Raw genomic sequence first — 11876 nt, forward strand, 5'->3', positions numbered from 1 at the left:
CCGTCAGCACACGAGGACGTCGAGGAACCCCAATGACCACTGCGACAGACCACTGCGGTGACTCCTTCAGCCTCAGGGAGCTAGCCGGACGCATGGTTCGCGAAACAAGCCCCGTCTACGGCGAGGGCTCCAGCCTGGAGGCAGTTCGCAAGGCGGTTGCCGAGGGGCTCCCGACCGAAGCGGTCAGACAGCTTCAGGGCGAACTCAAGCGTTTTGGCGTTCGCCGTGCCTCGGACTACGTGAACGGCATCGTTCCCCGGGCCACTCTGCAGCGTCGGGAAAAGCTCAAGGAGGACGAGGGCGAGACGGTATTGCGCGTGGCATCGATCATCGCGCTAGCTGTATACGTGGGAGGAAGCGAGGAGTGGGCTGCTCAATGGCTCACGTGTCGGCATCCCATGCTGGGAAGGGCGCGCCCCATCGATCGCGCCTTGTCCGCGGTTGGAGCCCGGCAGGTCGAGCACATCCTGTACTCGTTGCACTTCGGCCTGCCCGCCTGACGATTGGACGTTTACAGGATCCATCCCGCGGTCCATCCGGCGCTGGACGGCGTCGGTGCGAGACTCACCGGCGGGCGCTGGAATCCGCGGGGCATTCGGATGGTGTATGCCTCGCTTGCGTACGAGGGAGCACTGCTCGAGCAACTCGCACATGTCCCGGCCGGGGATCTGCCCGCCGGTCAGCGGGCTTCCCGCATCGTGATTCCCGATGACTGCGTTGTTCCGGCGGTTGGCGAAGCGGAACATCCGGACTGGCGGAGCGGAGCCAGGTCGCAGCGGATCGGGGCGGCCTGGGTGGAGTCGGCCCGGTCCGTTGCGCTCAAGGTACCTTCCTTCGTCGCGCAGCCCTGGGGTTGGAACGTGATCCTCAACCCGCTGCATCCGGACTTCGCGCGCGTGAGCGTGGCCGAGGCTGTCGACGTAGTTTGGGATGCACGCTTCCGTTGATTCGGCCTTCTTCAGGAGGACTCCGATGCGCGTGATCTCCGCCGAACTCGAGTTCGGGCGCCCCGTTGCGATGATCGTCGCTGCCGCCCTGTTGCTCACGGTCCCGCTGACGGGCCACGCCCAGACCCGCTCGCCCATCGACGAGGGTACCCGCTGGACTCTGGCGGGGGCGGGCGACGTGATCATGAACCGGCAGGTGATGCAGTTCGATCATCCCGGCGACCCTGCCTTCCAGGAGCTGGTCGACGTCATCCAGGGCGCGGACGCCGCCTTCATGAACCTGGAGCAGTCGGTCTTCCGGCTGCAGGAGTTCACCGGATGGCCCGCGGCCGAGAACGGGGGCAACTACGAGGTGGGCTCGCCCGAGACGCTCAAGGACCTGGTCGACATGGGGTTCGACCTCTTCAATCGGGCCAACAACCACACCACCGACTACGGGGTGGAGGGCATGCGGCTCACCGGCAAGCTGATGGACGAGTGGGGGCTGGTGCATGCGGGCGCGGGCGAGAACCTGGGATGGGCCAGCCGGCCGGGGTATCTGGAGACGCCCAAGGGGCGCATCGCGCTGATCGGGATGGCGTCGACCCACACGCCCATGTCGCGCGCCGGGCGGGCGGGGCCCACCGTGCAGGGCCGGCCGGGGCTCAACGCCCTCCGGCTGAGCACCCGCCACGAGGGATCGCCCGCGACCATGGAGGCCCTGCGGGAGGTGGCGCGGGCGCAGGGAATCGAAGTGGACGAGGACGAGGGAGTGTCCGTGCGGGCATTCGGGATCACGGTGTATCCCGGCGACGAGGACCGCTCGATCGTCACGCTGAACGACGTCGACCGAGAGCGGGTGCTGCACGAGGTGCGCAACGCCACCGACCAAGGCGACTACGTCGTGGCCAACAGCCATTCGCACGAGCCCGGCAACGCCTTCATGACGCCGCCCGACTGGATGGTCGAGTTCGCGCGCCAGGTGATCGATGAGGGGGCCGCCACCTTCATCATTCACGGGCCGCACCAGTTGCGGCGTCGAGATCCACAATGGCCGGCCCATCTTCTACTCGCTGGGCGACTTCATCTTCCAGAACGAGACCATCGACCCCATGCCGTCCGACCAGCGCGACCGCTACGGCCTCCCGCTGGACCGGCTCGCCTCGGAGATCTACGACACCCGCTTCCGGGTCGACGAGGACGGAAACCCCACCACCGGCTTCCCGACCGACTCGCGGTGGTACGAGAGCGTGGTGCCGGTGGTGACCTTCGAGGGAAGCGAAGCGGTGGAGATCGTCTTCCACCCGATCGAGCTGGGCTGGAAGGCGCCCAGGTCACAGCGGGGCACGCCGCGCATCGCTCCCGAGGATCTGGGCCGCAGGATCATCGAGCACCTGGCGGAGCTGTCGCGGCCGTTCGGGACGGAGATCGTGTACGAGAACGGGGTGGGGGTGTGGCGGAGGTAAGCCGGCTCACCACGAGGGTCGGCACGTCGAGTTCATCACGTTCCAGATGGACGACGAGACCGCCGGGTCCGAACGCCATCGGCATCCCCGGGGCGCCGTCGGGCAGTGTGCCCATGTACTCGCGGTTCGCGTTGAAGACATCGATCGGGCCGTCGTCGTCCCATGGATCCTCGCCGCGGCGCTGGATCCACAGTCCGCCGTCCCAGGTGGCTTTCAGTCCCCGCACCACGGGGATTTCGCGGTAGAACCCCCGCTCGCGAATCCTCTGCCGGCGCGCCTCCGGATCCGGCGCCATGAAAGGAAGATCTGTCGAGGGAGGCCTCTCCAGCCACTGCTCGAGGCGCTCGAGGTGGTAGGCGATCGTTGCTCGCCGCACGCGCGCGGAAACCGGTTCCGGCGAGAGCGGCCGTCTCAGCACGTCGGTCACCGATCCATCGGGAGAGGCGAGCTTGATGGCGTACGCCGTGGAGTCGGAGTAGGCGATGGTGCCGTCGGGCAGCACATCCCAGTGAAACCCCGGCTCGAAGTACCGGTCTTCCATCGACGCGACCACCTTCCCCCAATCCTCTGCATCGGCGGACGACAGCCCGGGTTCCAGGCGAGGGGCTCTCCATCCCTGCAGGATGGGCCTTGATGCCACCATGTCGCCGGAGAAGTCCAGTGTCTCGAGCGCGCGGTCGTTGACCCCCGGCGAAGCCTCGTCTTCCTGATACCCCACAAGCCGATTCATGCGGTTCATCATTTCGACCAGCACGCCGGCGACCCCTTGAGCGACGAGCCTCTCGCCCGACTGATCGGCCCGGATCTCTTCGTGACCGAGGGAGCTGGATAGAGGCTTCTCCTCCTCATCCATCCTGACGAACCGCTCAAGTTCGCCGTCCGGGCTGAACACCTGGATCGCGGCATGGCGCTGGTCGGGTACCGCGATGCGGCCGTCGCGCCACACCGCGAGGGCCTTGATTTGCTGGAACTCGCCCGGTCCCTCGCCCTTGCGGCCGACGGAACGCACAAGTTGGCCATCGGGCCCGATGACAACGACGCGATTGTCCAGAACATCCAACACGACCAAGTTGCCGGCTCCATCGAAGCTCGCGCGCAGGGCAGGCCCGAAGAAGGCCCACTCCTCCCGCGCGTCCGCGCCGCCTGCGCGGTAGACCTCGATCATGTCCACCGTCAACGACTGGTCCTGCGCCACGGCCGGGACGGCGAGCAGGGTTGCCACGATCTGGCACGCGACTCGTTTCATCGCAGCTACCGCACCCGCATGTACTTGCGCAGCATGCGCGGTCCCACCTCCGCCCCGTATACGTTGCCGAAGGCGTCCGCCGCCACCCCTTCGGCCCCGGTGGTGCCCCGCACATACACGTGCCAGTCGGGATCCGGGATGAAGGAGGTGACCAGCCCGTCTACCACGCTGCCGATGCGGATGCCGCGCACCCAGCCGGCGTTGGGTATGCCGCCGCCGGTGGAGGACTCGGAATCGGCCGAATAGAGCACGTCGTTGGCGTCGATGAACAGCCCGCTGGGCCGGCCGAACTGGGTCCAGGTGTCCAGGTGGTTGCCGTCCTGGTCGAAGATCTGCAGGCGGTTGTTCTTGCGGTCGCCGACGAAGAGCCGGCCCCGGGAATCCATCGCCAGCGCGTGGGGATCGCGGAACTCGCCGTTCTCGGCCCCGGTGCTGCCCCACTCCATGATGAAGTCGCCCGCGCTGTTGAACTTGACGATGCGGTTGTTGCCGCCGGTGCCGTGGCCATCGGCTACGAAGATGTCGCCGTTGGGAGCCACCAGGACGTCGGACGGCTGGTCGAAGGTGTCGGGTCCGTCGCCGGCCACACCGGCCTGACCCAGGCTCATCATGAGCTCGCCCACGGGGGTGAACTTGTGCACCTGGTGGCCGCGCCGTTCGCCCCCGCGCGCGTCGGTGACCCAGAGGTTGCCATCGGGGTCGACGTGAATGCCGTGCGGCCACTCGAACATCCCCGCGCCGAAGCTGCGCAGCAGATTGCCGTCTACGTCGAAGAGCAGGACGGGATCGAGGTCGTCGTGGCCCACGCAGGTGTTCTCGCCGCAGCGCTCGGCCACCCAGATGTTGCCGTCGGCGGCGGGATAGACGGCGCTGGTCGAGCCCCAGGTGCGGTCCTCGGGCAACTCGCCCCAGACGTCCGGCACCGCGCGGTAGGGATTGGGCGCGTGGTTCTGGGCGAGGACGGGCATCGCGAAGGTGAGGGACAGGGCGAGCAGGAGCAGCTTCTTCATCGTCTCATCTCCGATCGTGGAAGCACGCAGGAACGGTCAGGAGGGTTGAAAGGGCAATGTGGGGGATGGCCGCGTGCCCCGAAAGCGGTCAGGATGCGCTGGGTCTTCCTCCACCAGACCCTCTGTGGAGTGTTGCCAATCCCAAAAGGCAACAAATTGTTGCCTTTCTCGAAATGCAACAGCGCTTGGAGGGTATAAACGGAGGGAGACTTTGGTGCCACTGGGAACGGATCCCGCTCAGGGAAACCCTGGAGGCGGCACCCGGCGGCGCGTGGCCTGCTCGAAGGCGTACGCCAGCGCGATCAGTCGGGGCTCGCTGCAGTTGGCCCCGGTGAACCCCACGCCGAAGGGTGCGGGACGGGCATCGAACCCTTCCGGGAAGGCCGTCGCGGGCTCGTTGGGCACGAAACCGAAGGGCACCACCACGATCGGGGTGCCGGAGCGGGCGGCAAGGCCGGCGCCACGACTGCCCGGCGTGAAGATCGCGTCCAGATCGTGCTCGGCGAGCACGGCGTCGATGCCGCGGGTGCGGCTGAGCAGCTCGTCGCGCGCCATGTCGGCTTCGTTGCGGGCGCGGTCGGCCTCGACGTCCATCTCGTCGGAAATGTCGAAGCGCGACTGGCCGTACCTTGCGGCGCCGGCGTCCGCGTGGTCCAAGTTCCACTGGCGCAGCTCGGTCAGCGTCGTCACGGGCGCGTCCGGGCCCAGGCTCTCCAACCAGGCGTTGAAGTCGCGCTTCGCGCCGTACTTGAAGTTCACCGAGCAGTTCTGGTCGGAGCCCTTCGCCTGGTGGGCGCCCGCGCAGAAACCCCAGGCGGCGAAGTTCGAGTCCGGGTCGGGGTGGGTGTAGCTGGGGACGTCGGCGGGATCCACGACGACGGCGCCCTGAGCTTCGAGCACCGCGATCGCCTCCGCCATGAGGGCCGCTTGCGCCTCGGTGAGTCCGCCTCTGGCGTTCTCCTCCCCATTCAGGCGCACAGGGTCGTAGTAGAAGGCGCGCGGGATGCCGATGCGGGCGCCTTCGAGGCCGTCGGGGTTCAGGAACCGGGTGTAGTCGCGGTCCGGCGGCGGCTCGCAGATGGCGGTGGCCGGGTCGTTGGGGTCGGGGGCCGCGCTTTCCATCCCTCCGAGCATGATCGCCGCGTCGGCCACCGTGCGGGTCATGGGGCCGGCCATGTCGTGGTCGAGGGTGACCGGGGCGATGCCCCAGCGGCTGATGCGCCCCAGCGTCGGCCGGATCCCCACCAGCATGTTGGCGTTGGACGGGCTGATCACCGAGCCCCCGGTGTCGGTGCCGACGTTGCCGGCCCAGAAGCTCGCGGCGGTGCCGACCCCCGAGCTGGAACCGCCCGTGCTGAGCGCGGGGCGCCCGTCGCTGGTGGCCGGGCGCGGATCGCGGCGGGGATCGTACGGGTTGTAGGCGAACCCCGTGAGGGCGTTGTAGTTGCCCGGCATCGGCCTGGGCGGGCCCGCCATCCAGTTGGCGAACTCGGTGAGGCCAGCCTTGGCGATGATGATCGCGCCGGCCTCCCGCAGGTTCGTGGTCAGGGTGGCCTCGTAGGGCGGCACGTACCCCTCGAACGCGAGGGCACCCCCGGTGGTGGGGAGGTGGGTCGTGTGGATGTTGTCCTTGAGCGCAACCGGAATCCCGTGCAGCGGCCCGCGCACCTGGCCGCGCGCCCGCTCGGCGTCCAGCGCCTCCGCCTCGGCCAGGGCGTTCGGGTTGACGGAGACTGCCGCGTTTAGCCGGTCTTCATACAGCCCGATGCGGACCAGGTACTCGGTCACCAGCTGGCGCGAGCTGAGCTCCCCCCGCTCCATCGCCGCCTGCAGCTCCGGGATGCCGGCCTCGACCACGGAGAAGCCTGCTGTGTCCGGGCTCGGCGCCGCGCACGCCGACAACACGATCAAGAGCAGAGCCGCGGAGGCGTGAAGGGATCGAGGGATACGCACGAGGGGCGGGGTCACGTTCAGAATCCGAGCGACGCCGTCTCCCGGCGCACGTCCCCGGCCGCGATCATCAAGCCAGTCTCCGGATCGCGCCAGGTCACCGTGGGCGCGCACGCGCGCCAGTTCCACAGGCCCCAGGACTGCACGTCGTGCCCCATCGCCCGCAGTGCTTCCGCGGTCTCCGCCGGGATGCGGTCCTCCATGCGGAGCAGCGCGGGGCTGCGGTTCACCTCGCTCCCGCTGCCCGGGAAGTTGTAGCTGCCGAAACGCGGCTGGTCCACGGCCTGCTCGGGGGACATCCCCCATACCACCACGTTCAGGAAGACCTGCAGGAGCGACTGCAGCTGCTGATCGCCGCCGGGGGTGGAGAGCCCCATGAACGGGTGCCCGTCCCTCATCACCAGGAGCGGCGCGTTGGTGTTGCGCGGGCGCTTGCCGGGCGCCATCACATTCGCGAGCCCCGGGTCCAGGTTGAACTGGCCCATGCGATTGCCGAGCCCGAAGCCCCATCCGGGGATCATGGGCGTGAAGGTGTGGCCATCGCTCTCGGTGAGGGAGAAGAGGTTGCCCTCGCCATCCATGACGCTGAGCGACGAAGTGTCGATGGAGCCGTCCGACCCCTCTCCTTCCCCGCTCGCCATCACGAAGCTCGTCGGGGCGCCGTCGGCCACCGCCGCCATCGCCGCCGGGTCGCCCCACGGCGGCATGTCCTGAAACGCGCTCTTCTCGTCGACGAGCCCGATGCGCTCGCGCGCGTACGCCTTCCCGTACAATCCCTCCGGCGCGGGCGCGAAGTCTGGATCGCCCACGTACTTGTGGGTATCCGCCATCGCCAGGTCGATGACCTGGGAGAGGAGGTGGATGTACTCCGGCGTGTTGTAGCCGAGCGCCCGCAGGTCGTAGTTCTCGAGCATGTTGAGCATCAGGACGATGCGCGGTCCCTGGCTCCATCCGTCGCCCGTGTAGACATCGTAGCCCTGGAAGCTCGTGCCCAGGGGCTCCTCCCAGCGGCTCTCGTAGTTGGCCAAGTCCTCGTAGCGCACGATTCCGCCGTGCTCGCGGAAGAATCGGTCCACGTCGCGCGCCGGATCTCCCTTGTAGAAGGCGTCGCGCGCGGCACGGATTCCATCGGAACGGCTTCCGCCCGCGGCCAGCGCCCGCCGCTCCGCCTCCATCATGTAGCGGATGAGCCGTCCCAGGTCCGCGTTGACCATCAGGTCGCCGAGACGTTGCTCCCCGACTCCTTTCTGGAACCAGAAATCGCGGTTGTAGGGGAAGGCGAGGATCCCCTCCATCTGATCCTCGATCATCCACTTCTGCATCTTGTAGAGATGATATCCCTCCTCCGCGATGCGCAGCGTCGGCTGCGCGGCCTCGCTGAAGCTGAGGGTGCCGAAGCGGTCGAGCGCGGCGAGCCAGACATCGACGTCCGCCGGAATCAGCGCGTTGTTGATGGGCGACTTGCCGTGTTCGAGGAAGTAGTCGAGGGTGGCGAGCGCGGGCGAGGTCCCTGCCCCGACCCGGGTGATCACGCGGTCCTCCGCTGCGCTATAGAGGATGAGCGGCGCGACCCCGGTCCATCCCGCATAGTCCATCTTGAGCGCCTTGAGGGCCATTCCCGCCGTCACCCCGGCGTCGAAGGCGTTGCCTCCGGCCCTGAGCACATCGTAGCCGGCCTGCGTGGCCAGGTAGTGCCCTGAGGAGATCACCCCGTGCGTGCCCATGACGCGCGGCCGCATGGCCTCGACGTTGTCGGCGTCGTGGACGTGGCCGTAGCTGTTGAAGGGGGCGATAGTGGCGAAGACGCTCCCATCTTCGGCCGACGCGGCTTCCTCCCCGGCGCCCATCCCCGATCCGCGCCACGCGATGAGTCCCAGGGCCGCGACTGCGACCATCCATGTCAAATGTTTCATCGCTTTGGCCTCCTTGTGCGCGCAGATACCGCGGCAACCCGCACATTCCCATCAACGTCCATATGTTGAGAACCTACTTCCCCACATGCCCCAGGCAACCATGGCAGGTCGAACGATCGTGGCTGAGCGTACCCTGGTTACAGCCTGCCTGTTGGCCGCAGGTGTCGCCTCGCCGGCGGCGGCACAGCGACCGGATGCCGGACGGGGAAATGGTCCGACCGCTTCGCGCGTCTATCTGGACGAGACCGCCCGGTACCTGATGGAGGGCGCGCGGGGGGCGCGCGACTCCGCTCTGTCGGACATCGAGGCCTACACGGCGGTGGTCAGCGAGCGCTCGTCCGTCGAAGCGGCGGTGTTCGTCCGCGACCGGCCCATCGTCCGGCTGGAATCGGCGACCCGCGTCCGCTGGTCGAAGGATGGACCGACGGTCCTGCGGGTGCTGGGGGCCCGGTTGGAGGTCGGCGGGCAGCGCTTCAAACCCCCTCGTCCCGAGGGGACGGGGGCACGCTTCGCCAGTGACCCGCTTCGCGATCCTTTCAGTCTCTTCGTGCTCTCGATGTTCGGCTCCAACTACAGGGAGTCCTGGTTTGTCCCGTCGGTGACTCCTCTGGATGACGACGCCGATCGCTTCTACCGGTTCCGTTCCGGAGACACCATTTCCGTCCTCCTCGAGGGCGGTGAGTCGATCCAGGCGGTGAGCGTCACTGCCAGCCCGCGCTTCCTCGACCTCGGGCTGGTCTTTGCGGTCCTCTGGATCGACCCGGATACCTTCGGCGTGGTGCGCACGATCTATCGTCCCGCCAAGGCCATCGAATCGGAGGCAAGCTTGCGCTTTGGAAGTGACTGGGAAGGGGGCATTGGATTGGTGGTCGAAGGCAATCCGCTGGGCGACTTCGAGGCGCAGTCACCACCGCCTCCTTCTCTGCTCGAGCGCGCCCTGGCTTACGGGTACGCCGCCCTGGTTCCCCGGCTGGAACTCGGCATGCCGGCAGTGGTCGTCGACTACACCCTCTGGAATTCCCGCTACTGGCTCCCCCGCAGAGCCAGCTTCGCGGCCTACGGCGTCGGCGGAGACGAGATGGACGCCGAGCATTCGGAGACTCTGGTCACGGCGCAGGCGCGCCACGACTGGGATTTCGAGATAGAAGAGATCTCGACCGCCGACGGGGACCCGGCCACGACGGTGACGACAGAAGAGCTGGTTCGGTCCTGGCGCGAGCCTGGAGACACGGTCGACATCAAGGACGACTCCGAACCCGACTCCGGCACGGTAGTGATCGTGCCGCGAGACTGGCGCGCGCTCGCAGCCTCCGACCGGCTCCCGCCGTCGATCTGGGAGGAACGGGAGAGCGGAATCTACGCGGGCGAGCTCGAAGAGGCGGAGAATATCCTCGATCCCATTGGCTTGGCCCGCTTCCCCGGAGATCCGGCAGGCGCGGAGGTCGACCGTGGAGCCGGCCCGTGGTCCTTCGACCCGCCGATACTGTCCCCGGCTCTCCTCCGATACAATCCCGTGGAAGGCCTCTCGGCGGGCACCCGTCTCCTCCGTGACCACTCATGGGGACGGAGCGCGCTGACCGTACGCACGGCGATGCGGCGGACCGAGCCCAGCGTCGACTTTTCCGTCGAGCACGGCAGAACCGGTCCTCGAACACGCTTCTCGCTGTACCGCACCCTCCGCGCAACCGGCGGCAGGGTGGCCGGGAGGCGCCCGGAACGCCTCGAATTGGCCGCCGATTCCTCGTGGTACTACCTGGCGCAGGGAGCGGCCGTTCAGCTTCTGCCTCGGAGCGGCGAGCGCCTGTGGACATCGCTGCGCGTCTTTTCCGAGAAGACCACGACGTTGTACGGCGAAACGCGACGGCGCACGGGAGCCGATGTCTATCTGAGGCCGTGGTGGGGTGGCTTTACCGGGAGCAGGGTAAACGGCGGCGCCGACGTCTCGCTGCAGGGACTGATCGGCGACTTTCCCAGCGTCAGCCTGTCGGTCACAGGCAGGCTGGTCATCCCCCTGTCCACCGGCTGGGCGACGGCGCTGGAAGCCGGTGGCGCTCACATCCGGGGAGACCCGGCGCCTGAGGAAATCTGGCGTCTCGGGGGTTCGGGTGAATGGCTGCGGGGTTATCCGCGTGTCGTGCTGCGCGGGCGTGGGGTGTGGAGAAGCCGGGTCGAGTTCCAGCGCAGGGTCAGCCTGGCCGCCGTGTCAGCCTTCCACGACTGGGCGTCGGTGGATGGCAGCAGCCTGCAGTCGTTCGGGATCGGCGTCTCTCTGCTGAACGGTTTTCTGCGCGCGGATCTGGCCCGTCCCGTGTCGGCGTGGCACGAGCAGGGCGTCCCGGTTCCCGGAAGGCCGGGCGGCGGTGGCGACTCTGCACATCAGCCCGGATGGAAATGGCACCTGCGCGCGCTGGCACCGTTCTAAGGGGAGGCTCTGTCGCTATCGGGGCTCCTGCCGGCAACCACCCCGGCCGATCGGCGTTATCTTCCGTCCTCGTCGCTTCCAGTCTGCCGCCCCAGCCCCTTGCAGCCGAGTCCCATGGGAAGACCTGACGCTCACGCGCAGCGGGCAGGATCGTTGCACCCGGAGATCGTCCAGGCCCGCGCCGTGCTCTTCGACTTCGATTTCACGCTCGCGGATTCCTCCACGGGCGTCGTGGTCTGCATGAATCACGCGCTTTCCTGCCTTGGGCTTCCCCCTGCCCCGGAGGATGCTATCCGCCGGACCATCGGCCTCGACCTCATCACGGTGCTCGGTATCCTCGCGGGCGAGGAATGGAAACCCCGGGGACCGGAGTTCCTCCGGCACTTCACGAGGAAGGCCGACGAGGTCATGGTCGCCAGCACCGTCTTTCTGCCCGGCGCGGGACGCGTGCTCAGGACGCTTCACGGCGCGGGATACCGCCTCGGCGTGGTATCGACCAAGTACCGGCACCGGGTGGAGGAGGCTCTGGAGCGGGACGAGCTGCTCGGGTTTGTGGATGTGGTCGTGGGCAGCGACGACGTGCCCCGGCCCAAGCCGGCCCCGGATGGGCTGTTGCGAGCGGCGGGCGCGTTGGGCCTCGCGACCGGTGACTGCGTCTTCGTGGGCGATTCGGAGGTGGACGCGAAGGCAGCGCGGGACGCGGACATGGGGTTCGTCGCGGTTCTGACCGGGACGACGGCCGCGGAGACGTTTGCCGGGTATGCGCCGCGAGCCGTGTTCGCAGGGGTCGGGGAGATCGTTCCGGGATAACCGTCAGGCCGGCGTCGTCGGTATGGCTCGCGGCCGGCTCCGTCTGGCGGTCGCGCGGCCGGCTCCCGTGCAAAGCGTTGGCACAGTCTGGCTCTTCGCGTCCCACGCGGGCTATCGTGTCCTTCAACGCCGA

Annotated in this window: 10 protein-coding genes; 5 read left to right on the forward strand and 5 right to left on the reverse strand. The window is 68.0% G+C overall.

Going from position 1 to position 11876, the window contains the following annotated elements; translation table 11 throughout:
* The first annotated feature begins 32 nt into the window (after positions 1 to 32).
* On the forward strand, positions 33 to 500 hold the full coding sequence (locus tag OXU32_01875; protein ID MDE0072719.1) for a DUF2384 domain-containing protein: 468 nt from the start codon (positions 33 to 35) through the stop codon (positions 498 to 500).
* 3 nt (positions 501 to 503) lie between these two features.
* Positions 504 to 947, forward strand: a complete 444-nt coding sequence (locus tag OXU32_01880) for an RES domain-containing protein (GenBank protein MDE0072720.1) — start codon at positions 504 to 506, stop codon at positions 945 to 947.
* 432 nt (positions 948 to 1379) lie between these two features.
* On the opposite strand, the gene OXU32_01885 is transcribed toward OXU32_01880, so the two are convergent.
* Complete coding sequence (locus OXU32_01885; protein ID MDE0072721.1) at positions 1380 to 1724, reverse strand: hypothetical protein; 345 nt, start codon at positions 1722 to 1724, stop codon at positions 1380 to 1382.
* Between the two features lie 191 nt (positions 1725 to 1915).
* On the opposite strand from OXU32_01885, the gene OXU32_01890 reads away from it, so the two are divergent.
* Complete coding sequence (locus OXU32_01890) at positions 1916 to 2392, forward strand: hypothetical protein (GenBank protein MDE0072722.1); 477 nt, start codon at positions 1916 to 1918, stop codon at positions 2390 to 2392.
* On the opposite strand, the gene OXU32_01895 is transcribed toward OXU32_01890, so the two are convergent.
* The 4 genes from OXU32_01895 to OXU32_01910 form a co-directional block, all read right to left on the reverse strand.
* Complete coding sequence (locus tag OXU32_01895) at positions 2310 to 3638, reverse strand: 6-bladed beta-propeller (GenBank protein MDE0072723.1); 1329 nt, start codon at positions 3636 to 3638, stop codon at positions 2310 to 2312. The two genes, OXU32_01890 and OXU32_01895, sit on opposite strands and share 83 nt — an antisense overlap.
* A 5-nt stretch (positions 3639 to 3643) precedes the next feature.
* The gene (locus tag OXU32_01900) at positions 3644 to 4648 is read right to left on the reverse strand and encodes a peptidyl-alpha-hydroxyglycine alpha-amidating lyase family protein (protein ID MDE0072724.1); all 1005 of its coding nucleotides are present in this window, start codon (positions 4646 to 4648) and stop codon (positions 3644 to 3646) included.
* 237 nt (positions 4649 to 4885) lie between these two features.
* Positions 4886 to 6616: an amidase family protein gene (locus OXU32_01905; protein MDE0072725.1), complete on the reverse strand. Its 1731-nt coding sequence runs from the start codon at positions 6614 to 6616 to the stop codon at positions 4886 to 4888.
* Positions 6617 to 6618: 2 nt separating this feature from the next.
* Complete coding sequence (locus OXU32_01910) at positions 6619 to 8511, reverse strand: gamma-glutamyltransferase (protein MDE0072726.1); 1893 nt, start codon at positions 8509 to 8511, stop codon at positions 6619 to 6621.
* Positions 8512 to 8629: 118 nt separating this feature from the next.
* Between OXU32_01910 and OXU32_01915 the strand changes: the two genes are divergently transcribed.
* Positions 8630 to 10933, forward strand: a complete 2304-nt coding sequence (locus tag OXU32_01915; protein MDE0072727.1) for a hypothetical protein — start codon at positions 8630 to 8632, stop codon at positions 10931 to 10933.
* A gap of 114 nt (positions 10934 to 11047) precedes the next feature.
* Complete coding sequence (locus OXU32_01920; protein ID MDE0072728.1) at positions 11048 to 11743, forward strand: HAD family hydrolase; 696 nt, start codon at positions 11048 to 11050, stop codon at positions 11741 to 11743.
* Positions 11744 to 11876: the final 133 nt, after the last annotated feature.

This window comes from Gammaproteobacteria bacterium, from assembly GCA_028819075.1.
Classification (GTDB): domain Bacteria; phylum Gemmatimonadota; class Gemmatimonadetes; order Longimicrobiales; family Gaopeijiaceae; genus BD2-11.